The sequence below is a fragment of the Vibrio sp. J502 genome, from assembly GCF_025397955.1.
GTDB classification, from domain to species: Bacteria; Pseudomonadota; Gammaproteobacteria; order Enterobacterales; family Vibrionaceae; genus Vibrio; species Vibrio anguillarum.
On record NZ_CP104554.1, the window covers coordinates 2217116 to 2240314 of the forward strand.

At 44.0% G+C, this 23199-nt stretch carries 18 protein-coding genes; 9 read left to right on the forward strand and 9 right to left on the reverse strand.

Going from position 1 to position 23199, the window contains the following annotated elements; all coding sequences use genetic code 11:
- Positions 1-42 precede the first annotated feature (42 nt).
- From N5E84_RS10165 to hrpB, 3 genes are all read right to left on the reverse strand, one after another.
- Positions 43-2301, reverse strand: a complete 2259-nt coding sequence (locus tag N5E84_RS10165; RefSeq protein WP_172859040.1) for a patatin-like phospholipase family protein — start codon at positions 2299-2301, stop codon at positions 43-45.
- Between the two features lie 88 nt (positions 2302-2389).
- Positions 2390-4738: a penicillin-binding protein 1B gene (mrcB, locus tag N5E84_RS10170; RefSeq protein WP_019283260.1), complete on the reverse strand. Its 2349-nt coding sequence runs from the start codon at positions 4736-4738 to the stop codon at positions 2390-2392.
- On the reverse strand, positions 4735-7203 hold the full coding sequence (hrpB, locus tag N5E84_RS10175; protein WP_019283261.1) for an ATP-dependent helicase HrpB: 2469 nt from the start codon (positions 7201-7203) through the stop codon (positions 4735-4737). Before hrpB ends, mrcB begins: the two co-directional genes overlap by 4 nt.
- 55 nt (positions 7204-7258) lie before the next feature.
- Here hrpB and sfsA point away from each other — a divergent pair, with 55 nt between their 5' ends.
- The 7 genes from sfsA to panC all read left to right on the forward strand — a co-directional run bounded on the left by sfsA (position 7259) and on the right by panC (position 13206).
- On the forward strand, positions 7259-7999 hold the full coding sequence (gene sfsA / locus N5E84_RS10180) for a DNA/RNA nuclease SfsA (RefSeq protein WP_017048364.1): 741 nt from the start codon (positions 7259-7261) through the stop codon (positions 7997-7999).
- 139 nt (positions 8000-8138) lie between these two features.
- Positions 8139-8585, forward strand: coding sequence for an RNA polymerase-binding protein DksA (gene dksA, locus N5E84_RS10185; RefSeq protein WP_013857662.1), 447 nt, complete (start codon positions 8139-8141; stop codon positions 8583-8585).
- 92 nt (positions 8586-8677) lie between these two features.
- The gene (gene gluQRS / locus N5E84_RS10190) at positions 8678-9547 is read left to right on the forward strand and encodes a tRNA glutamyl-Q(34) synthetase GluQRS (RefSeq protein WP_019283262.1); all 870 of its coding nucleotides are present in this window, start codon (positions 8678-8680) and stop codon (positions 9545-9547) included.
- 107 nt (positions 9548-9654) lie between these two features.
- Positions 9655-11016, forward strand: a complete 1362-nt coding sequence (pcnB, locus tag N5E84_RS10195) for a polynucleotide adenylyltransferase PcnB (protein WP_026028232.1) — start codon at positions 9655-9657, stop codon at positions 11014-11016.
- Positions 11013-11519 carry a 2-amino-4-hydroxy-6-hydroxymethyldihydropteridine diphosphokinase gene (folK, locus tag N5E84_RS10200; protein WP_019283263.1) on the forward strand — a complete coding sequence of 169 codons (507 nt, stop codon included), beginning with the start codon at positions 11013-11015 and terminating at the stop codon, positions 11517-11519. Before pcnB ends, folK begins: the two co-directional genes overlap by 4 nt.
- Positions 11519-12313, forward strand: a complete 795-nt coding sequence (panB, locus tag N5E84_RS10205) for a 3-methyl-2-oxobutanoate hydroxymethyltransferase (protein WP_010319550.1) — start codon at positions 11519-11521, stop codon at positions 12311-12313. Before folK ends, panB begins: the two co-directional genes overlap by 1 nt.
- A gap of 11 nt (positions 12314-12324) precedes the next feature.
- Positions 12325-13206, forward strand: coding sequence for a pantoate--beta-alanine ligase (panC, locus tag N5E84_RS10210; protein WP_010319549.1), 882 nt, complete (start codon positions 12325-12327; stop codon positions 13204-13206).
- 268 nt (positions 13207-13474) lie between these two features.
- On the opposite strand, the gene N5E84_RS10215 is transcribed toward panC, so the two are convergent.
- From N5E84_RS10215 to N5E84_RS10230, 4 genes are read right to left on the reverse strand one after another with little or no spacing between them, the layout of a single operon-like run.
- The gene (locus N5E84_RS10215) at positions 13475-13879 is read right to left on the reverse strand and encodes a hypothetical protein (protein WP_019283264.1); all 405 of its coding nucleotides are present in this window, start codon (positions 13877-13879) and stop codon (positions 13475-13477) included.
- On the reverse strand, positions 13872-15677 hold the full coding sequence (locus N5E84_RS10220) for a site-specific integrase (protein WP_019283265.1): 1806 nt from the start codon (positions 15675-15677) through the stop codon (positions 13872-13874). The genes N5E84_RS10215 and N5E84_RS10220 overlap by 8 nt, the downstream gene beginning before the upstream one ends.
- Positions 15674-17326: a phage integrase SAM-like domain-containing protein gene (locus N5E84_RS10225; protein WP_019283266.1), complete on the reverse strand. Its 1653-nt coding sequence runs from the start codon at positions 17324-17326 to the stop codon at positions 15674-15676. Before N5E84_RS10225 ends, N5E84_RS10220 begins: the two co-directional genes overlap by 4 nt.
- Before the next feature lie 7 nt (positions 17327-17333).
- A complete protein-coding gene (locus tag N5E84_RS10230) occupies positions 17334-18299 on the reverse strand; it encodes a tyrosine-type recombinase/integrase (protein ID WP_234830724.1) in 966 nt (321 codons plus the stop codon).
- Between the two features lie 420 nt (positions 18300-18719).
- Between N5E84_RS10230 and N5E84_RS10235 the strand changes: the two genes are divergently transcribed.
- Together N5E84_RS10235 and N5E84_RS10240 are read left to right on the forward strand one after the other, a co-directional pair.
- Positions 18720-19301, forward strand: coding sequence for a DUF2913 family protein (locus N5E84_RS10235; protein ID WP_019283268.1), 582 nt, complete (start codon positions 18720-18722; stop codon positions 19299-19301).
- Positions 19302-19598: 297 nt separating this feature from the next.
- Positions 19599-20768, forward strand: a complete 1170-nt coding sequence (locus N5E84_RS10240) for an ISL3-like element ISVa10 family transposase (protein ID WP_076611988.1) — start codon at positions 19599-19601, stop codon at positions 20766-20768.
- 268 nt (positions 20769-21036) lie between these two features.
- Here the strand turns inward: N5E84_RS10240 and N5E84_RS10250 are convergent, their stop codons facing one another.
- Entirely contained in the window at positions 21037-21879 is an 843-nt protein-coding gene (locus N5E84_RS10250; RefSeq protein WP_029388394.1) for a DUF4435 domain-containing protein, read from the reverse strand.
- Positions 21872-23134, reverse strand: coding sequence for an AAA family ATPase (locus tag N5E84_RS10255; RefSeq protein WP_019282973.1), 1263 nt, complete (start codon positions 23132-23134; stop codon positions 21872-21874). Before N5E84_RS10255 ends, N5E84_RS10250 begins: the two co-directional genes overlap by 8 nt.
- Positions 23135-23199 lie beyond the last annotated feature (65 nt).

Consider the following 23199-nt stretch of genomic DNA (forward strand, 5'->3'; position numbering starts at 1 on the left):
ATTTTTGAGTCACTTACCGCCCACTTTTCAGCTCAATTCTCGCTAAAAGGTAGTGCCAATACTCAAGTATATCGAATCAAAATTATCTTCGGTTCGACCATAAGCAAACATAATCGGTCCAATCGGCGAATCAACACCAGCAAACACCGATCCCGCACCGTATAATGGGGCGGTATCAAAGCTTAGATCAGGATCAGACCATACACCGCCGTATTCTATTGATGCACCGACATAAAATGGGGAACTGAACAGGCCAAAGTCATTATCAAACCAGCGATAACGATACACCAAACTGGTGAACGCTTTATTCTGTCCAATCAAGCTGTTACGAGGAATACCAGATAAATTTAAGAAACCACCAATGGATTTAGGGTTTATCGGCTCACTAGAATTTTTACTTTGTACCACACCGTAATCAAGATTACCGACCAAAGTATGCCTGCCAAGGCTATAAGCAGCGATCAATTCACCGGAAAATTCATACACCGTATCGTTTGATTCAAGATCGGAAGAGACACCAGAAACTTTATCGTGCGATGCAAGATACTCAAGATCAAGATAAACACCGCGGGTAGGCAAGCTGAAGTCATCTAAGGTATCAATGCGGTAGTTAGCAAACACACCAGCACGGGTGTAATCCATATTTCCCATGGATGGCCAATTTGACACTTCAGCCTCCCCATCGGTATAGCGGATCCCTAACTTAAACTCTCGCCATAATTTATCTTGATAACCAAGCGACAATTCTCCAATCCATTCTAAATAGCTGATCGGCAAATAATCTTTACTGGCTTCTAGACTGGTGTCATCAAACCCTTGCATTGGCTTATTACGTTTATCATTGCTAAACGAAATCAAAGCTGAGGTAAACGCTTTTTGCCCTGAGAACAGAGGAGAAAAAAGCTCCGCTTCGATGATCTTATCGGTGCCCATTTCTAAATTGAAACGTAATTCAGAACCAAACGAATTTAAGTTAGTGAAATTGGAAGAGATACCCAGCGCATACTGACTATCCGTATGAAAATCATCTTCTAAGAAAAAGCGAAAATTGAGGTAATTTGGCCCCCAAGATTTCTCTTTTACATCGATGACCAGTTGGTTCTTTCCTTCAAATTCTCGGTATTCATAGGTCACTAACTCAAACCGATCCAATGCATAGAGATTTTCGACCGTCGCTTCAATCTGCTCGGTTGATAGCGGTTGTCCTGTCTTTAAATGTAAACGGTTTTTTAACAATTGATCGCTGTAATGACTGCGGTTGTTGAGTACGATTTCATCAACCTGCACATCATCGCCATAAATTAAAGCCCTGCGGCGAGCTTGTTTTGCTTCCACATAGCGTTGATAACTAGCACTCGATAATGACAACGAAGTCAATACCGATTGGTTCGCCATTGCAATCTCATACCCTTTTTCATAAGCGGTAGGCATTTTATCAAATTCAGTGGTTTCCATACTGCCGACATCAGGGCGTAAAAAGACATCTTGCTCATTCAATAAACGTGCTTGTTTTTGAGTGCTTCTTTGTACGAGATAGTTGGAAAGCTGATCGGCTACCGTCAAAAAGGTGGTGAAAGCTTCTTGGTTTTTGTAATCGGTACTGATATCTATCGCGATAACAATATCAGCCCCTAAGGCACGTGCAACATCAACAGGCATGTTATTGGTCACACCGCCATCGACTAACCAACGACCATTAACTTCGTAAGGTGGCAGTGCTCCGGGTACTGACATACTCGCCATCATCGCATCCACTAAATAGCCACGATCCAACACTACTTCCTCAAGAGCAATGATATCAGTGGCTACCGCGCGATAAGGGATAGGCAGTTGGTCAAAGGACTGAAATTCAGAGAGATTGCCCGACGTTTCTCGCAAAATACGCAACATATTCTGCCCTTGCACCACACCGCGTGGTGCGCGGATCTCCCCCCAACGCAGTCCAAGGTCGGTGGTCAGTTGATAGCGGTCTTCGTACTCTTTATCCCGAACACGACGTTGGCTGCGGTTGACCCGGTCACGATAACCTTCATTCCAATCCACGCTGTAAATTAAACTTTCAATTTCATCGGCGCTCATACCACTGGCATAGAGGCCGCCCACATAAGCGCCCATGCTGGTACCAGTAATGAAATCAACGGGGATACGCATCTCTTCCAGCGCTTTGAGAACGCCAATGTGCGCTGCACCTTTTGCTCCGCCACCAGCAAGTACCACAGCAATCTTGGGGCGCGCAGCACTGTCCAGCATAGGTTTTTCAGCTTGTGGCTCATCGGCCACCGCGAAAGTCGCAGGAAACATGAATACCAAGAACAATAAGTTACTTAAAAACTGTTTCACGACTCTTCCTTAAATCCCTTTTAAATCAATTTAATATAAACTCCCCCAGCTACCACTGAAAGAGATTTTTTAACCATTGTCCCGGTTGTTTATCACAGCTCTGTTTCAATGCGCCGTTTTTATCCCACATGGGCAGTTTAAATTCGTTGTGACAATCTTGGACTAATTCACCCTCGGAACTGGTTTTAAAGCCAATCGTGGTAATGCCTTGCGGCCAAGGAAGAAGTAATTTTTCCGGGATCCGATGTTGTAAATATTCCGCGTACACCCGTAATGCACCACTCGAACCCGTAAGTTTGATCGGCTGATTATCATCGCGGCCAAGCCAAACCGTGGTGACTTCACGACCATCCACCCCGACAAACCAACTGTCGCGGCTATCGTTAGTGGTACCAGTTTTCCCCGCCAATGCCGCCCAAGCGAACTGGTTATTGAGATAGCGCCCGGTCCCTTCAAGTACTCCTCGCTTCATCGCATAAGTTGTAAGCCACGCCGCTTGCTGCTCAACGGCTTGGGATACTTTGGGAATTGATTGATAGAGCACATTGCCCTCTAAATCCAATACCGAGCGCAGCGCCGATAAGGGCGCTTTTTTACCCGAGTTGGTTAAGGTTTGGTACATCTGCGCCACTTGATAAGGCGTCAGAGAGAATGCGCCAAGAAACATCGACGGTACAGGACGGATCTCCTCTTTGTTGACACCAAGCCGCACCAAAGTGTCAGAAACTTGTTCAATCCCAAGCTGCATGCCCAATTGTACCGTGGGCACATTCAGTGATTTAGCTAACGCGAGATACAACGGCACTTCACCACGGAACTGACGATCAAAGTTGCGCGGTGACCACACTTCGCCTTTGTTCCCTTTGAGTGTGATGGGTTTATCGATAAGCGTGCTGGCTAAGTTGTATTTATCTGGCTGTGCGAGTGCGGTGAGATAGACCGCTGGTTTGACTAACGAGCCGATAGGACGGCTTGCATTTAAAGCGCGGTTAAAGCCGTCATAACCGGTCTGTTTACCGCCAACCATGGCACGGATCTCACCACTGGTTCGATCAACAGCGATCGCTGCGGCTTCTAAGTTTTTCCCCGCCGTTTTGGAAAGCACTGGAATTTGTCGATCAATCGCCAGCTCCAATTTGGCTTGCGAAACAGGATCGAGCGAGGTAAAAACGCGCAAGCCAGTATCCGCTTTGAAGATCTCGCCCACTTTCTCTTTCAGTTCAATTTTTAACTGCTGAAAATACGCTGGCTGGCGGCTGGCAATGTGAGGATGCTTTTGCACATCTAACGGTCGACTGGCCGCTTGTTCAAACTGTTTAGCCGTCAAAATATCTTGCTGCATCATCAGCTTTAAAACCAAGTCGCGACGCTCTTTCGCACGTTCAGGGTAACGCGCAGGGTTATAATAAGAAGGCCCTTTAACCATGCCCACCAACAACGCTAATTGATCAATGCGCAATTCTTGCAATGGTTGACCGAAATAAAGCCGTGAGGCGAGGCCGAAACCGTGAATCGCCTCACCGCCACTTTGCCCCAAATAAACCTCATTTAGATAGGCTTCTAAAATGCGATCTTTACTGTAGCGATAGTCAATAATGAGCGCCATATAAGCTTCACGCACTTTACGCCATAAGGTTCGATCGCTGGATAAGAAAATATTTTTTGCCAGCTGTTGAGTTAACGTGCTGCCGCCTTGCACAGTGCGCCCAGCCTTGATGTTGGCCACTAAAGCACGGGCAATCGCAAATGGAGAGATGCCATCATGTTGATAAAAATAGCGATCCTCGGTCGCAAGCAACGCATCCACCATCACTTCAGGAAACTGATCACGACGTAAAAACAGCCGCTGCTCATCGTTGCCTTTTTCAAGCATGCCGAGCATTTTGGGCTCAATACGCAAGTAACCTAAATCCCCTTTTTGCTCAAGAGATTGGATACGAACTAAACCGCTGTCATTAAAATGGAGCATCACATGGCGGTCAGGCTCAGGGCCATCGGCAAACTCAAAAGGGCGGCGGATGATCTCAATTTTGCTTGATGATGAAGAGTACTCGCCAGCATAGCGTGGCTGGTTCACTTTGCGATAGTTGAGTACATCAAGCTCGTTGCGCAGCTCTTGCAGCGGGATGTCATCACCGGGTGCTAAATTCAAAATGCGCGCATACACGACGGTCGGTAAATCAAAAAGCTGGCCTTCGAAGCGTTGTTTGACCACGCTATTTAGGTAAATACCAACAAACAACAGCACCGCGGCCAGTGCAAGGCTCAGTTTCCAGCCAATACCCCACACAATTTTCCACCATGCTTTGCGTGGCGGTGAAGGCTTCTTGGCCGGACGACGTGAAGGTTTTTTTACGCTATTTTTTTGAGTGCCCGTAGGCTTTTTCTGGGTTGTCATTGTGCTAATTGCCGCTTAGTTTTCGTCGTCGCTATATGGTTGGCAGGATCATCAGGCCAAACGTGTTTTGGGTAACGCCCTTTCATCTCTTTTTGTACTTCTTTATAAGCGCCCTGCCAGAAACCGGCGAGATCTTGAGTTACCTGCAAAGGCCGCTGCGCAGGTGAGAGCAGTTCCATTACCACTTTTTTACGCCCTTGAGCGATGGTGGGGGAATCTTGCTCGCCAAACATCTCCTGCATACGAACCGACAGCATCGGCTCCGCGCCCAGTTGATAACGAATGGCGGCTCGATTACCTGTGGGTAGCGGGTGGTGAGTTGGAAGCCAGCGATCAATCTCTTGGTTTAATGGCCAACCTAAATAGGCATTGAGCGCATCAAAAAGCGGTACTTTCGCTAACGCTTTGACCGATTTTACTCCGACTAAATAGGGGGCTAACCAAATTTCAAGATCATCAAGCAGCGCTTGTTCCTCGACAGCAGGCCACGCCGCTTCCGGTAGCCATTGCGCAGCGCAACGTATGCGCGTTAATAAAGCGCTCGCCGCTTCGCTCCACTGTAATACCGATAGCCCCTTGCGACGAACATAATTGAGCAAAGCTTGCGTCATTTTTTCATGAGCAGGCTCTGGCAGCGCTTCACGCTCAATGACCAATTTACCGCACAGGGTTAGCCTTTCCGCGCACAGTTTCCCCGCTTTCTCATCCCAATCGACTCGTTCTTGCGTACTAAATAGCTCTGGGAAATGGGCTTGCAGTGCATCCATATCCAACTCTGTCGCAACAAAGATTTGGCTCGCTTGTGAGCCGCTGCGCATTAAATCCACCACCACTAAATAGTGCGCGCCGGCGAGGCGTTCATCGTCACGCATTTGCGCGCCGTGACCATTCGCCAATAAAAACTGCCCCCGTTGCGACTCGCTGCGGCGCTGAGCAATGCGATCGGGAAAAGCCAAACTCAGCACTAACGCCAGCAATGATTCATCCACTTTTTTTAGCTGAAATTGGCCACCAAGTGTGCGCGAAAGCGTCGTGGCACGCTGATGTAGGTTTTGTGTTTTAGGGTGAGTCGCTTGCTGCCAACGCATTAAGCTATGTTGTAAATCCAGCACATTACGCTCAGGCTCTTCCAATAAAGCGGTCACAGCGAGCGCCGTATTTAGCATTGAATCACTCGTTTCATGGGCTTTGAGCAGCATACTCACTAGCCTTGGTTCCACACCAAGTGACTGCGCTTTTTTACCCAATGCGCTGAGCTGCTGTTTGCTGTCCATCAAACCAAGCGTATGCAATAGACTCCAAGCTTGCTGCATCGCTGCTGCTGGTGGAGTATCTAGCCAAGGCAAATCGTTAACCGACACCACACCCCACTGCGCAAGCTCCATCGCCAAAGGCGCTAAGTCACTGTGCAATATTTCCGCGCTCGGTACATTGGGTTGCTGCTTATATTGTGCTTCGCTGTAAAGGCGCAAACAGATGCCGGGTTCTAGGCGTCCAGCGCGCCCCGTACGTTGCTGCGCCGATGACTGGGCAATTTTCACTTGCTCTAAACGAGTGATGCCCGTTTTAAGATCAAACTTCGCTATCTGCTCTAGCCCCGCATCCACCACTAAGCGTATCCCTTCAATGGTCAGCGATGTTTCGGCAATATTAGTCGCTAGCACAATTTTACGTTTGCCTGCTACTGCAGGCGCAATCGCTTTTTGCTGCGCTTGTAGACTCAACTGCCCGTATAAAGGACAAATATCAAACTCATCGGCTAAGTGTGCGAGCTGCTGTTCAAGCTGTTTAATGGCTGAAACGCCAGGTAAAAAAGCCAGCAGAGAGCCACTTTCAGCTCGCATCAAGCCTTCAATCTGTTTGCTCATCGTCGGCACAAGATAATCATTGGCTCGCAGCGGTGCATAGCGCACTTCAACTGGATAAGCACGACCTTCAGATTGCACATAAAGCGCTTGGGGTAATAATGACTGTAATGCCAATTGATCTAAGGTTGCCGACATTACGACGATTTTAAGATCTTCTCGCAGCGCTGATTGCACTTCCAAACTTAATGCGAGAGCCGTATCCGCGTGAATACTTCGCTCGTGATACTCATCGAAGATCAAGAGATCGATGCCGCTTAGCTCAGGATCGGTTTGAATCATACGTGTCATGATCCCTTCTGTCACAATTTCAAGCTGCGTCGCTGCGCTGACTTTACTCTCACCACGCATACGATAGCCGACGGTTTGCCCAACACTCTCACCTAATTGCTGTGCTAAATAGCAAGCAATACTGCGCGCCGCCAAACGACGCGGTTCAAGCATGATGATCTTACCCGTGAATAATTGCGCTTTTAATAGCTGTAACGGGAAATGGGTCGACTTACCCGCGCCGGGAGCGGCTTTGACAATCATCTGTGGGTGAGCTTGTACTCCCGCCAGCAGCTCGGGCATCACAGCTTGAATGGGCAATTGTGACAATGTGCAATCCTTATGGTTAAATGGCGGCAACATTGTACATAAAAACAGTAGATAAATGCAGTTCAATCCTCCACTTCGATCCGCGACCTTACTCAAACGCTACAAGCGTTTTTTGGCCGACATTGAGTTTGCCGATGGTCAGCAAGAGACTATTCACTGCGCCAATACTGGCGCGATGACGGGCTGCGCCGAGGCGGGTAATCGTGTCTGGTTCTCCACCTCAGACAACCCTAAACGTAAATACCCACACAGTTGGGAGCTGACTGAAACCCAGCAAGGCCACTGCATTTGCGTCAACACGGCTCGGGCGAATACGCTGGCAGTAGAAGCGATTCAAAACGGCATCATCAAAGAGCTGCAAGGGTATGAGCAATTACAAACTGAAGTGCGCTACGGCCAAGAAAATAGCCGAATTGATATCTTGCTCAAATCACCCTCTAAACCGACGTGCTATATAGAAGTGAAAAGCGTCACCTTATTGGATGAGCGTTACTCTCCACACGACGATATCGCCTGCAATTCAGGACAAGGTTATTTCCCCGATGCCGTTACAACGCGTGGACAAAAGCATTTGCGTGAATTAACGGAAATGGCAAAAAGTGGAAGCAGAGCAGTACTTTTGTTTGCTGTTTTGCATTCAGGGATTGAAAAAGTCTCGCCTGCACTCCATATAGACGCAAACTATTCACTATTATTGAAACAAGCGCAAAAAGAAGGGGTGGAAGTACTGTGCTACAAGGCTGTACTTTCAAGGAATGAAATCAAGCTCGTTAACACTGTAGAATTCGCCCATTAGTGACAAAAAATTGATGGCGCCTTCACATTGACAATAAGTTTACGATTGAGTGTTTGCCTCCTATAGATCTTTTTGCTATAGATACCCGCCTAAAATTAGCTGCTCGCGCAGTTGACTAGGTGTTAGTAGGAGATGCTGCATGCCGGAATTAAAGAAAAAAGCGATAGGCATCCTAGCCATTGCAGGTGTTGAGCCGTATCAGGAAAAGCCAGGTGAAGAGTATATGTCACCTGAGCAAATAGCTCACTTTACAAAAATTTTAAGTGCTTGGCGCAACCAACTTCGTGAAGAAGTTGAGCGTACCGTTCACCATATGCAAGATGAAGCCGCAAACTTTCCCGATCCCGTTGATCGCGCTTCTCAAGAAGAAGAATTCAGCTTGGAATTGCGTAACCGTGACCGTGAACGTCGCTTGATCAAGAAAATTGAAAAAACATTAAGCAAAATTGAAGAAGATGATTTTGGTTTTTGTGAATCTTGTGGCGTGGAAATCGGCGTTCGTCGCTTAGAAGCTCGACCAACAGCGGACCTTTGCATTGACTGCAAAACGCTAGCCGAACTTAAAGAAAAACAGATGCAAGGTTAATCTTACCTTTTGTTTGTGTTAAAAAAGGGAGCTAAAGCTCCCTTTTTGTTTTCACTCGATACCCAAATAACTTGTAACTTGGATGAATCGCAATGCACTATATTGGCCGATTTGCCCCATCACCTTCAGGCCCACTTCATTTTGGTTCTTTGATCGCTGCACTTGGCAGCTACTTTCAAGCAAAATCACAGCAAGGTAAGTGGTTGGTTCGCATCGAAGATTTAGATCCGCCAAGGGAAATGCCAGGAGCCTCCACCCTGATACTTCAAGCCATTGAAGCCTATGGTTTGCATTGGGATGGCGAGGTGGTTTATCAAAGCCAGCGCCACACTTTATACCAAGATCAAATTGAGGCTTGGCTTGAATCAGGGCAAGCCTATTATTGTGATTGCACGCGTAAACAAATTAAACAGATGGGTGGCTTTTATCCCGGTACATGCCGCTATAAAAAACCAACATTAACCGAAGATTGCGCGGTTAGGTTGCGTGTTGATACACCGGTAGAGTCATTTTTCGACCAAAAACATGGCGAAATTCACATTCCTAAAGCATTAGCACAGGAAGACTTCATCATTAAGCGACGTGACGGTTTATTTGCTTATAATCTTGCCGTAGTGCTCGATGATATCGATCAAGGAGTGACGGAAGTGGTGCGGGGAGCCGATTTAATTGAACCAACAGGACGACAAATCAGCTTGTATCATTGCTTACATAAAACTCCGGTAAGCTACCTTCACCTGCCGCTCGCGATGGATGGTAATGGCAATAAATTATCCAAACAGAATCATGCCACAGCCATTGATATTCAAAACCCTAAACCTACCTTGCTTAAGGCAATGCGCTTTTTAGGGTTTGAGATAAAACAAGAGATTAGCGACGCTTCCATCGATGAAATTATCTTTTGGGGCAGTCAGAATTGGCACGTTGAACAACTCCCTCGGGAGACCGAGATCACACCGTGATTCTCAAAAGGCTATCCTTACGCTATGATTAGCCGCAAAATCGTCCCGAACGGGCACTTTAAATAACAAAAGCAAGGTTGGCAAAAACCAATTATTGCCAGATGCACATGAATAAAAACGACTATACACCACGCGAAAATCGCGTTTACCAAGACTTAGCTCTAAATATTATCACTCGTGATGAACACAATATTTCGCGCAAGCAAATCAGCGATAATGCGCTCAAGGTGCTATACCGACTTCATGGCGCAGGTTTTGACGCCTATTTAGTCGGTGGTGGAGTACGCGACCTACTATTAGGTGAGACACCAAAAGATTTTGATATCGCCACTAATGCAACACCAGAGCAAATACGCCAACAGTTTCGCAATTGCCGCTTGATCGGCCGTCGCTTTCGCTTAGCGCACATCATGTTTGGCCGCGACGTAGTGGAAGTGGCGACTTTCCGTGGACACCATCAAGAGCCGAGCCAAAACGTCTCAGCACAATCTGAAGCGGGTATGCTGCTTCGTGATAACGTCTACGGCACCATTGATGAAGATGCTGAACGCCGTGACTTCACGATTAACGCCATGTATTACAACATCGGTGATTACAGCATTCATGATTATGCTGGCGGCATGGACGACTTAGAAGATAAGCTCATCCGCTTAATTGGCGATCCTGAAACGCGCTACCGTGAAGACCCAGTGCGCATGTTGCGTGCGATTCGTTTTGCGGCCAAGCTCGATTTCGATATCGAAGAAGAGACTGCCGACCCAATCGAACATCTTGCTCCTTTACTGCAAGATATTCCTGCGGCACGTTTGTACGAAGAATCGCTAAAGATGCTGCAAACCGGCCACGGTTTAGAAACCTACCACTTAATGCGTGAGTACAACCTGTTCCAGCAGTTGTTCCCTGTGATAGCTCAAGAGTTCACTCCAGACTACGACTCGCACACAGAACAGATGTTGGATCTGGTCTTAGACTCAACCGACCTGCGTATTGAAGAAGGTAAACGCATCAACCCAGCCTTCATGTTTGCGGCCATGTTCTGGTACCCGACAGTGAAACTGGCTGATGCGTTAATGCAGCAGCGTAATTTCGCCTATTACGACGCCGTCATGGAAGCGAGTAACCTCATCCTTGACCAAGTGGTGAAAACCCTTGCCATACCTCGTCGTCATACCGCGACAATTCGCGAAATTTGGCAATTGCAGTTGCGCTTACCACGTCGCAATGGGAAACGCGCCTTCCGCCTTATGGAGCTCAACAAATTCCGAGCGGGTTTTGATTTTCTACAAATGCGTGGCGAGATCGAAGGCGGAGAGACTAAGAAGCTGGCTGACTGGTGGACAACGTTTGAAAGCGCCGGGCGGGATATGCGCCAAGCGATGGCAAATGATTTGGAAAGTGGCGCAAGTAACAAGCCGAATGTACGCCGCCGCAGAAGCCCACGTAATAAAAAGAGCCGCCCAGAATCATGATTCTCGTTTATATTGCTGTTGGCAGTAATTTAGGCGACCCAATCGCGCAAGCTGAGCAGGCCATTGAAGCCTTGAAATGTTTGCCACACTCTCGATTTTTAAGCGCCTCATCCTTGTACAGTAGTACACCGATGGGGCCACAAAACCAGCCCGATTACATCAATGCGGTGGTTGCGATAGAAACCGATTTAACGCCACTTGAACTGCTCGATTATACCCAAAGCATCGAGTTAGAACAGGGGCGTGTTCGCAAAGAAGAACGTTGGGGGCCAAGAACACTCGATCTGGATATTCTTCTTTACGGCAATGAGGTGATCGATTCCGAGCGATTGAGCATTCCTCACTACGGAATGAAAGTACGTGAATTCGTGCTCTATCCGCTCGCCGAAATTGCACCAAGTTTACAACTCCCTGATGGGACTGAGCTCAATCAACTGTTACCGCTTGTCGAACGTAACGGGCTCAGTATTTGGCACTCGCCAGCGCCTCGTAAGGACATTTAATGAAAAAAATTACCATAAACGATCTGATCCAATGGAAACAACAAGGTCGTAAATTTGCAACCGTCACCGCGTATGACGCAAGCTTTGCTCAGCTTTTTGAAAGCCAAGAGATGCCTGTATTATTAGTGGGCGATTCTCTAGGCATGGTGCTACAAGGTCACACAGATACCCTACCCGTCACCGTCGAAGAGATTGCCTACCACACACGCAGCGTGCGTGCTGGTAGCCCTAACTGTTTATTGATGGCTGATATGCCTTTTATGAGCTATGCCACACCACAACAAGCCTGTGAAAGCGCCGCTAAATTGATGCAAGCGGGTGCAAATATGGTCAAAATCGAAGGTGGTGATTGGCTGGTAGAAACGGTGAAAATGCTGACTGAACGCGCGGTTCCGGTTTGTGCACACCTTGGTTTAACACCGCAATCGGTCAATATTTTTGGTGGCTATAAAGTACAAGGCCGCGACCAAGAAAAAGCAGACCGAATGGTCAAAGACGCGTTGGCGCTCCAAGAAGCGGGCGCACAAATTGTGTTATTAGAGTGTGTACCGGCCAGCCTAGCAGCGCGAATTACCGAAGTGCTTGATGTGCCAGTGATTGGCATTGGCGCAGGTAACGTGACCGATGGACAAATTCTAGTAATGCACGATATGTTCGGAATTTCGGCGAATTACATGCCAAAATTCTCGAAAAACTTTCTTGCTGAAACAGGGGATATGCGTAAAGCCGTCGCAAAATACATCGCAGATGTAGAAAGTGCCGCTTTCCCTGATGACGCTCATACCATCGCCTAAAGGAGATATTCATGCAAACTTTTGCTGACATTTCAGCTCTTCGCGAGCAGATCAAACAGTATAAGCGTGAAGGCCGCCGAGTCGCTTTTGTGCCGACCATGGGCAATTTACATGAAGGCCACTTAACCCTAGTGCGTAAAGCACGTGAAGAGGGCAATGTGGTCGTGGTCAGTATTTTTGTTAACCCGATGCAATTTGACCGCGCGGATGACTTAAATAACTACCCGAGAACACTGGATGAAGACTTAAGTAAACTCAACGCGGAAGCGGTTGATTTGGTCTTTACCCCAACCCCAGAAATAATGTACCCGCAAGGATTAGAAAAACAGACCTTTGTTGAAGTACCGGGGCTTTCTCATATGCTCGAAGGCGCATCAAGACCAGGGCATTTCCGTGGCGTTGCAACCATAGTCGCTAAGCTGTTCAACATAGTGCAGCCGAATGTTGCCTGTTTTGGTGAAAAAGATTTTCAACAGTTAGCGGTGATCCGCCAAATGGTCAGCGATCTTTGTATGGATATCGAGATTGTCGGCGTCCCTACCGTCCGTGAAATGGATGGCTTAGCGATGAGTTCACGTAACGGGCTGCTGACGTTAGATGAACGCCAACGTGCGCCTGTCCTTGCTCGTACCATGCGTTGGATAAGCAGTGCACTGCGTGGTGGCCGCGACGATTACGCGTCGATCATTGAAGATGCCAGTGACCAATTGCGCGCTGCTGGGCTACAACCTGATGAGTTGTTTATTCGCGATGCCAAAACGCTGCAACTGATCTCGAATGAGACCACACAAGCGGTGATCTTAGTGTCTGCATTTCTGGGTAAAGTACGCTTAATCGACAACCAAGTGTTGGAATTTAGCGCCGAAACGAAAGCGGACCCTGAAGAAGAGTAATTGCTATTTCAAGTGATGAAGTGATGACTCATTCTCACTTCAAAACCCTATATTGCAAAGGTCGCCCATAAGGAGCGACCTTTTTTGTATCGTTATTTAACTGAGGTGAACACGATTGTCGGAGAACAATAATTATAAATAGCTTGTTACATGTAACCATATCTAACTTTTTGTTTTATATGACTTTGTTTAAGGTTGCACTTTTGGATACTTTTAACCATCTCAGAAGTAACCTTGATTTGAAATTATTATCTTTAAATTCAGATAATTAGCTGTATATTAGTTGCGTTACATTGCTATTGTCCGCACGAGCATTACTCAGAGCCATGTTTTTTCGTATGAACGTAGCATTTTGTGATTGAACTTTAGCTAGCATAGCTTTTAATTCTGCCACCTCAGACCGCAGCTCTCGATTGCGGTCTTTGTATTCATTCAGTTCAGTTTGTTTAGCGTCACGCTGTTGTCGAATGCCTTTATTTACACCACCTTTAATGCGCTCTAATAGGTCTGGGCAATCACGATGAATCAACGCTCGGCTTACGCCTGCTTCTTCGGCAACGGAAGCGACACTCATTTTGCGTTTATCAGAGACAACTTTAGGACGACCCTTTTCGATACGAATAATGGCAAGTCGAACCATTTTATGTGTCGCCTTTTCTTTCTGGTTAGACATTTATCACCTCGATATGCTCTCTCTCATTAATTTCTTGCTTCATGGTTTCAACATCAATACCCAATGCCGCCAGAACCTTTTCACAGCGTTCCATGCCCTTTTTGACCGCCGCTCTACCAACTTCACCAATATCATCTAATTGCATCAGTTTCATTTGCTGCACTAACATTCCCTCCCAATAAGGCAGGTGTCGCTTATCTACAATGCCACTTTCACAGCTATCAGGCTTACCACACTTACACTCATCATCATTGGTACACCACCCAATACCTGTTGAACGAATTGGTATGGAGCTGGAGTATGCCTTTGCCATAGCACTAAGCGAGCCAAAAGATCTGATTAACTCTTTATCTTCACGTACTACCTTGATGTTTTGAGCTATATCACCACCAGTGATAGGCATATCTAGTTCAAACCAATCTTGCTTAATTTCTTCTTCAACCAGATATTTCTCTCGGAGCATTTCTTCGAACAATTCCGCATCCAAATCATCATTAAAGGCATACAAAGCGGTCATGGTAATTGACCAATGTTTAAAGTGGTCTTTCAATGCTCTCAAGTCGCCAAATTCAGAATGAACCGCATAATTAGCAAAGGTACGCCTGAATTGGTGCGCTGATAGGTTCCAATTGCTCCCTATCTGTTTACATAAGTTTGGCAACCTACTGTTAGTCATGGCCACCCCCGACAATAGGTAAATTGCGTTTCCTTTTCCAAGGTTTTTCGATAGACAAATGTGGTCTGAGATTTCCTCAAGTCGATGTACTTCCAAATAGTCATTGCTTACTTGCGCTTTTAGTAAATCACACTCAAGCTGTCGTTGAAGTGGAGCACTCAAACGACCAAGGATATCAATCGCTTCCGTGGCTATCTTTGGCGCAATCCACTCAGCCAACCCTGTATGTGTTTTCTCAGATACAGTTTCGATGTAATAGTAAGTTGTGTCATCTTTCGTTTCAGAGCGATACGCATCACGCTTAATGCCTAATATTTCATGGATACGCATACCCGTTGTGAGTAGTAGCCAGAAGATACAGCTATCTCGTAGTAGCAATTTTTCTTTCTTTTTTGCTGATGCTAAAATTTCATCAGCTCTATCTAGGTAAGGTTTAGTAAGCTGGCACAACGGAATTAGCACTTTATCTGGAATAATGGGGGTCTTGCCTTTGACAATGGCTTCCCGATACGCTTCACCAACATAGCCCGCTTGCTCATTAGCGCTTGATCTAGGCCAAGGATGCTCTTCGACAAAATCAAACTCTTTGCAGTGGTAATAAAGGTCTTCTAGAGCGCGAAATCTATCCACTTTGGCGGTTGCCGTCAGTGGTTTAGTCTCGCTTTTTCGCTTTGAGGTCAAGGTATTTACGTGCCTAACGTAAGCATTAGAGGTAAAAGCTGTGAGCCCATGTGTCGCTGTAGTATCTGAGCTTAAAACCCACTGAAAGTAAATTTTCAACTTGCCCAATATTTTCAGCAGAGTGTTAATTGCTAAACCCTTTTTCATTTTGCTCCAGATTATCCACTTTGCCATGCGCTTCATTTGAGTGTCCGAAATGGTGGAAAAAGTAAGGTTTAATGCACTTGCTATAGTTGCTTTCGTTCCTTTACTGGCAGGAAACATCCATACATCTTCCTCAAATCGCGATAGCGTTTGGTATTCACTATTGGCCAGTTTGATGTAGGTAACGATACCCGTTAGAGAACCATCAATGGCTTGCTCAAGCGCACTGGTGCTTGGCTTTGGGCATTGCTGAATCGCAAACTCAGCTTGCGTGAGTATTAACTCAATTGAACTCATTGCGTCACCTTCAACATATCAAGATTTTGCCAGTACGGATGAGGATTAGTTCTTGCTCGTTCTTTTTCAGCCTCTACACGCTGTAACTGTCCAAGCTTTGTAAATTCAGGGACAACTTCTTCATCTACGACTCTTAGAACATTTTTTAAATGACGCTTCCAGTCTTTGCGACCAAACTCATCACGGTTGCGAATAATCGCCCAATAAAAACTAAAGAGTTTATACAAATCATCACCTGTAATAACGAAGCTCTTACAGCGGAAACAACCTAAGAAGTCATTACAGAATGTGCCATCTTTAGGTGCTCTATGGCCATTCTTAGGGTCTTTACAATGGCCTACAGGGACGCTTGGCTCTGCGCACGTTAGCTCTTTAACTCGTATCTCACCCATTAAGCCTAAGTTGCGCTTTGATTGCTCAGGAGCTTGCAGGTAGTGGTCAAGCGTTCCTGTCCCACTGTGTTTGGCTTGTTGCGCAGCAATTAACAAACTCTCACCACTCAGCTCATAAATACCATTGATGAACGTCTTGCGAAAACGGCTTACATTAAGTTTCATCGTTCGACCATCTTCATCTCTTAGGTCGTACTCTTTGATGAATTTTTTGATGTTATATCGAAGCAGCCTTTCTGCTAGAGAGGAGGCCCTACCACTCTCTGCACCTATGTGGGCAACTCTAGGCTCATAGACAAATACCAAGTCGGTATCGATAGACTTTCTCGCTTGGCTATTGCGCTCAATGATAGTCTCAATAAGATAAGCCACATCAAGCTTTATCCCTTGGACCACTTCAAGTTCCTGTGATTTTCGTAAATTGTGCAATTGCGTTGCGTTGCCTCTTTTTTTGAATACAGTTAACAGTTTGCGGCAATCTTTAAGTGGGTGGTCAGTCAATGAGTCGGTAGTCATATCGAGAAGCGGAGAGGTATTAATACCAGTCTGGATTGCCACAGCTAGTAAGCAAACCACTAATTCATAACCTGTCAATGGTTCAGTCTTTTGATAAATCGGCTTAATTGCTTGTTTTAGCGCAACCACTACCTGTCTTTTTTCATGGGGAGTAAGTGATTTCTCGCCCTTGGCACGTTTGCTTGAATTTGGAAATGGGTTCTTAGGAAAGAAATCATTGTTTAGGTTGATGTCACCAATGACAGACCAATAGCCCTTGTTTCTCATGTATATCAGCATTGACTTGAGGTGAGTGTAGTAACCTTTTTGGGTGTTATACCCTAACTCACAACCTCTAAGGTGCAGTAAATACTGCTCGATCAACTCTGGCGTAATGTCATCTTGTGTTAAGTCCTCACCCGCTGAATACCTAAATAATGTAAGGTATTCAGCGAAATGGGAAAAACCATTTGTAAAATAAGTTTTTTGAGTCTCCTCGCTAAGAGCATCGGTATTTTTCAGCAAAGCTTTTGCGGTGTAGTACACTCGACTTGTGATGTCATCAAAACCTTTGCCATAAAAACGAGTAAAATTGACGTTAGAACCATTGCCACCTTTTGAACCGATATTCGGGTAGTTCACAACAGGGCTGATTGGTCGGATAATCTCTTGGTTTTGAGTAGAGTCAATCGTTGGCTCAACTACAGATGTTTTCTTGAGCTTTTCTTTGTTAACCGTCAGGTTTTTTCGTTGTTTAGCCATACCTTACCTACGCAATCGCATCAATTTGTTGCTGATACTCAATCGACAGGTCATCGACTAAATCATTAACCAAGTGCAAATACTTCATCGTGGTTGTGATACTGGAATGTCCAAGCCGAGCTTGTAGGTACATCAAGGGTTCAAATTTGCTGCTTTTATGTTCTAACATTCCTTTCAGCATGTGCGTTGCGTAAGTATGTCTTAACATGTGCGGTGATACGTGAAAGGGTAAATTTAGCGACTTTAGAGCCTTACCAAAAGCAGAGCCTTGAGAAGTCCACTCTTGGCCATCAGACGTTAAAAACAAACAATCTGATACCACTCCTGACTCTTGCTGCTTCTGAAAACGAGCCTCATTGACATAACGCCACAAGTCCTCCATTAGACGTGTCGGGATGTGTATTTTGCGCTCTCTCTCACCTTTGGTTCGTGAAATATTGACCTCATAATAAGCTCTGTTTCCAGTAGGCTTTCTTATTATATGCAAGGGAAACAGCAACAGTTCTTTTCGTCTAATTCCTGCCTGTAGACATAAGCGAACCATCAGCTTTAAGGTTGGATTTTCAATCGCAGATAAAAGCTCTCTCACTTCAATTACCGATAAAAACTGAGCTTTCTTCTCAAAGGTTTTCATCATCAAATCAGAGCTGTATTTCTTACCACCATTTCTTTCTGTATGAGCCAAAAACTGCTGGCCTTTATTCACTGAAACGGATTCTAAAGAGTAAGGTAATGATTTAAACCACTTGCCAACACCATAAGAGTAGAAACGCACTATCGTTCTTAAATGCTGATTGGTTGAATTTACCGACATGCCCAACTCACCAACACAAAGGTCACGATAAGCACTGACTAACATTTCATCTTCACTGCTTTCTGAAATGTCTCGCCAATCCAAACTGTTCTGCTCACAGAATGTCAGGAATTGAGCTAGGTGATTGCCATACGTCCACCAAGTGTTCTCACTATTCACTCGACCTCGTTTTAAGCACTCATATACCAAGAACTGTAACGCCTCTACACAAAGCATTCCTGATTCAATCCCTAGATCTGAATTATCAGTCTCCCAAGTTAGCAAAGGGAAGTTAGGGTATTTGACGCTTTCTATCTCAAAGTCAGATGTGGATTTAATGCAAAGCATAGTGGCTCACTCAAACTGTATATACATACAGGTTAAGTGCTAAGGTTATACTTCGCAAGAGATTAGGGTGATTTTTATGCATACGTTGACTTGTAACACATTATTGGACAATTATCATTTTCGGAAAATCGAATATTAGCAATTTATGAATAACTATATGTATGGGAAACCACTTCCGAACTCAGTATTACGGTTGATTTAAAACACCGAGCCCCCATATTCTTAAAATCCACCCACAACGCTACCTTGGCTATGCAAATCAAACGAGACTTTGACTACTACCACAATCTTCACAACGTTATTACCCACGCCCTGCTTCATTTGCTGTGTCAGGTATCCGCATCTTCCCGTTTTGTTCCAGTAACATCACGCAATGACATACTAATAAAGTACCTTAAGCCAAAGCTCAACGATAAGTCGTTATCGAATATCAAAAAAGACATCAAACTGATGCTCAGCGTAGCAAGAAAAAAAGGTGGGAACCTAGAAATGAAACTGCATCAACTTAATTCACAGTCGAAGCATACTAAACTCGTCGGTGCTGAAAAGCTTTATAACCTACTCGTACACCTTTATGACGTAGAGGGTATCGAATCAAGACTGTTTGAGGAGGGTAGTGAAGCGGAGCCAGGGATTCTTTATATGCTAGAGGAACAAGTCAAATACGGTTTTGACCAAGAACACAATCAAGTCTCCCCACTATCGATGCTTATCCAACTAGAGCGTGCACCAGAGCTTATCAATTCGATTAATGCTCACGGCCTATTTCTTGCTGAAATGAAAGAGTGGAACACCGAGATACATCAAGCCCACATCTTAGTACACCCTGCTTAAAAAAGCTGGCTACCGCTCATTTAAACTTCCAATCATTCGTCCCACATGAGCTGGCTTCACCAGCTAGCTCGAAGTTGGACATTTACGTGTTACGACGAGATAGAGAGCCTTCTCTTTCAGATAACTTTTTCGGCTCTTCTCCGCTTTCATGAGTCTGTATGCACAGGCTCATTCATCATAATCACATGATTTATAATGCTTATTTTAAAAATAAGTCAGTAGTCTATTTTGTCGTCTTTGTCTTCCTCGTTATTTAGCTTTAAAGGCCAGTGTGTTGAATCTTGTTCAATAGAAGAAATGTCCCAAGGCGTACTCGTTCGCTGTCGTCGAGATCGTAGGTATAAAGTCAAAGAGCCAATATCAGGGACTTCCTGCACCGTCGATCACTACGTTAAAAGACGTCTTCAAGATTTACCTGTGAGTGGGCGACCTTGTACGATTGAGGTTGAGCTGGCTAAAACTAGAGACAAAGAAGGACGACGGTTGATCGAAGAGACTGAATATGTGGCTAAAGGTGGTCGTTATACCGCTCGCTTTTGCAAGTTCATCAGTGGGTTATGTCGCCATATGAGCATACATGCCGTCTCTCAACATTTAGGAATCCGTTGGGAAACAGTAAAAAATATCGATAGGGAATACTTGCGTTCAAGCTTACCAGCATTAGACCCCGAGAAACTGAATAACTTGGTTCATATTGGCGTCGATGAAGTTGCCAGAGCCAAGAGACACGATTATATGACGGTTGTTTATGACCTCGTCTCTGGGCATTTAATTTGGGTTGAACATGGCCGAAAAGCAGAAGTTCTGATCTCCTTCTTTGAGCAACTATCAGAAGAAACCAAATCAGGAATCAAAGCAGTATCAATGGATATGGGCCAGTCTTACCAGTCGGCGGTCAGGAAAATGCTTCCCAATGCTGATATTGTTTTTGACCGATTTCATGTCATGCAGAACTACTGCATCTTAATCAAAAAAGAGAGAGCAAAAGCTTTTAGAAATGGCTCTCACGACGAAAAAAAAATGTTGAAAGGAACGCTCTTCCTCCTACTGAAAAACGCTCACAAATTGGATGATAGACAGTCTGACAGACTTGATGACTTACTTGAGAGCAACAAGACTTTGTGCGTTGTTTACATGCTCAAAGAGCAGCTACAAGCCATATGGGATGAACCCGATTACGAAACAATGGTGGCAGCTCTAGAAGCTTGGTGTCGTCTTGCCAAATCGACCAGAATACTTTCCTTAATTAATTTTGCCGATGCTTTATTGGAAAGAAAAGTGGGTATTTGTAACTACGGAAAATACAAACTGACTAACGCTCGGGTAGAAGCAGGTAATGTCTCGATTGGCTTACTCAGACGAAGGGCAAGAGGGGTGAGAGATACAGACTATTTCAAATTGAAGATCAGACAAACATCGGTTCCCGATACACACTCAACTTTTTACCCAAATATCAAGCTCACCTAAGCGGAGAAGAGCCCTTTTTCTATTCCAAATCACGCGAGTCGCCTACAAACAGCAGACCAAATTCACTAACCCACTACACATAGACTTTTTAGTTAGCTCAGATAATCCAGTCATACAACCTCAATTGACTATATTGATAAAATAAAACATTTAACGCCCGCTTAAGGGGCAGACAACGCTACTACCAAGTTTCCGCATAATACCGTAATCACAGAAATCGACGCATAGTAAAAATGCTGCGCGTTGGCTGTCCCTCTTGAAGCGTTTGTTAAGCGGCTATAGAAACATGTCTGAGTGCATTTGCATAATAGTTATAATGCTTGTGATCTGCATTAAAGTTATTTTCAAAAGCAAGTAAAAGTGAGCCAAACAGAGCATCATTGGAAATACTTACTTTAGAATTAATTTGCTTAATACTAGCCGATATGAACTTTGACACCGCTGAGAATAAAAAATGCCCTCTTATAAAATCACTAAAATCTCTAGGTATTCCACCAATTAAATTGGTTATATGGTCTATTTCGCTTTGACAAACTGAAAAGCCAATATTTTCAATAAAATAATTAACTTTAGCTTCACACATATCATGGGATTTTTGTGATTTAAAGAATCTAGAACAATTATCACCAACAACGGAAATACCAATGCAGTTTAGCTCATTATGAACATCATAAATGACTAGCTTTTTCATGATCTGGATGAAGCAATTTAACCATATTTCCAATTCTTTAATAGGCATATTTTTAGTGGGTATTTTTCCTACACTTTTAATTACTTTTAATATTGTAGATGGGCAAATTAATGAATTTTCAATTGCGTACCCATAAGTTCTGATTATATTAGGATTGCATAAACTACCTTTGAGGATTTCGAAATCACTATCACAAGCAATTATTCCTTGTAATTTCCCTAATTCTAATTCGTCTATGTATTTGGCTAATTCTTTTGAACCGCCAACTTCTTGAATTTCAACTCTGTATTCAACCAAACAATTGAATATAACCTCCCAGAAAGGTACATCATCCTCACCTTCCACATAAACCATAACATCTGCACCATAAAACAAATGCACAATATTATTGGCTTCTTCGGAGTGGTAAAAATCATTCATTTATAATTCGCTCCATGTCGTAAATATAATCTCTGTACTTTGACGCAACTTCTGGTGAGTGTGTTGCTGCAATAATTTGCGCGTTAGGATTTAATTGCTTTATCGCTGGTATGATTTTTCTTTGCCATGAAATATGTAAAGATAACTCTGGCTCATCTGTTAAAAAAATATATGGCTTTTTTCTTTGCAAGAGCGTTTCAATAAACAATATTAACAACTGCTTTTCACCTGAAGATAAACCATCATAGCTAATTGAATTATGTTCATTGCTAATGACTAAATTACCTCCATTAAATTGAAAAATCTTATCGCTTATAAAATCTTTTATTATTTCTAAAAAAAGGTCTATAGGAGAAAAAATATGTGATGTTTTTTCTTCTGCAATTAAAGACATTTTAATTATTTTTTGAGTTCTCCTTAAAGCTTCAAGTGAAGAAAAGTCTATTTTAACATGTGATTTTTCTTTGTTATCTTTTTTCAATTCTGTAACAGTTTCATCAATTTTCATGACATGAAAATTGATTCTTCTCCTGACATCTGAATCTATTGCATTTAATTGACTATAAGCAGATATCAAGCTTGATTTTTCTTTATCTTTGTCAAAGTCTAACGCATACCCCTTTGTTTCCACATCTTCTTTAGAATAAAGAATCGATGCTAAAACATCTTTTTGAAGTGATGTCGCTACTTCTCTTGCTTGCTGAGATAGATCAAGTTGGTAATGTGTTAAACCACGAAGTAATTCTGTCAGACGGTAATCGACTGGTGCAACTGCTCTAGCCCCGTGTTTATCTCTTATTTCATAATCTTGACCATTTCGAAGTCTATAAACAGATAATGATGATAACGAAACTAAATCAGATAGCAGACGCCTAAGTTCTTCAGACTCTTCATGAGCCTTTCTCCGATGATGGATAGCAAAGCGTCTATCTTCTGCTGCGATGATCCTGACATTATATTTAGATTGTGATATTTGATATTCCATTGTTAAAAAAGGAACATTGTCATCCTCGATTTTAGTAGCCTTTATTGTCTTCTGCTTACCGTTTTGAGTTAATTTAATTTCAACATAACTAAAATCGTTATCGCTAATTCCATCTACATCTACAGATAAAATTGAGTACAGTATGTTCATGAATGTTGTCTTACCTGTACCATTTTTACCTATAATGATATTTACGTCTTCATTAAATTGACAACTTGCATTAAACCGCTGCCAGAAGTTATCTATTCTTACACTTTGGATTTTATACATAATTTAAAATCTACTCTTTATTATTGGAATCATGTGCGTACTTTCAGCCGCTTAACGCCGCGTTA

What these genes read in the sequence shown, in the direction of transcription:
- mrcB (WP_019283260.1), bottom strand. Translation starts at nt 4,738, where the DNA reads ATGACAACCCAGAAAAAGCCTACGGGCACTCAAAAAAATAGCGTAAAA.
- gluQRS (WP_019283262.1), top strand. Translation starts at nt 8,678, where the DNA reads ATGCACTATATTGGCCGATTTGCCCCATCACCTTCAGGCCCACTTCAT.
- sfsA (WP_017048364.1), top strand. Translation starts at nt 7,259, where the DNA reads ATGCAGTTCAATCCTCCACTTCGATCCGCGACCTTACTCAAACGCTAC.
- N5E84_RS10220 (WP_019283265.1), bottom strand. Translation starts at nt 15,677, where the DNA reads ATGAGTTCAATTGAGTTAATACTCACGCAAGCTGAGTTTGCGATTCAG.
- N5E84_RS10240 (WP_076611988.1), top strand. Translation starts at nt 19,599, where the DNA reads ATGTCCCAAGGCGTACTCGTTCGCTGTCGTCGAGATCGTAGGTATAAA.
- N5E84_RS10250 (WP_029388394.1), bottom strand. Translation starts at nt 21,879, where the DNA reads ATGAATGATTTTTACCACTCCGAAGAAGCCAATAATATTGTGCATTTG.
- N5E84_RS10165 (WP_172859040.1), bottom strand. Translation starts at nt 2,301, where the DNA reads ATGTTTCCTGCGACTTTCGCGGTGGCCGATGAGCCACAAGCTGAAAAA.
- panC (WP_010319549.1), top strand. Translation starts at nt 12,325, where the DNA reads ATGCAAACTTTTGCTGACATTTCAGCTCTTCGCGAGCAGATCAAACAG.
- panB (WP_010319550.1), top strand. Translation starts at nt 11,519, where the DNA reads ATGAAAAAAATTACCATAAACGATCTGATCCAATGGAAACAACAAGGT.
- N5E84_RS10235 (WP_019283268.1), top strand. Translation starts at nt 18,720, where the DNA reads ATGCAAATCAAACGAGACTTTGACTACTACCACAATCTTCACAACGTT.
- dksA (WP_013857662.1), top strand. Translation starts at nt 8,139, where the DNA reads ATGCCGGAATTAAAGAAAAAAGCGATAGGCATCCTAGCCATTGCAGGT.
- N5E84_RS10225 (WP_019283266.1), bottom strand. Translation starts at nt 17,326, where the DNA reads ATGGCTAAACAACGAAAAAACCTGACGGTTAACAAAGAAAAGCTCAAG.
- pcnB (WP_026028232.1), top strand. Translation starts at nt 9,655, where the DNA reads ATGAATAAAAACGACTATACACCACGCGAAAATCGCGTTTACCAAGAC.
- N5E84_RS10215 (WP_019283264.1), bottom strand. Translation starts at nt 13,879, where the DNA reads ATGTCTAACCAGAAAGAAAAGGCGACACATAAAATGGTTCGACTTGCC.
- N5E84_RS10255 (WP_019282973.1), bottom strand. Translation starts at nt 23,134, where the DNA reads ATGTATAAAATCCAAAGTGTAAGAATAGATAACTTCTGGCAGCGGTTT.
- folK (WP_019283263.1), top strand. Translation starts at nt 11,013, where the DNA reads ATGATTCTCGTTTATATTGCTGTTGGCAGTAATTTAGGCGACCCAATC.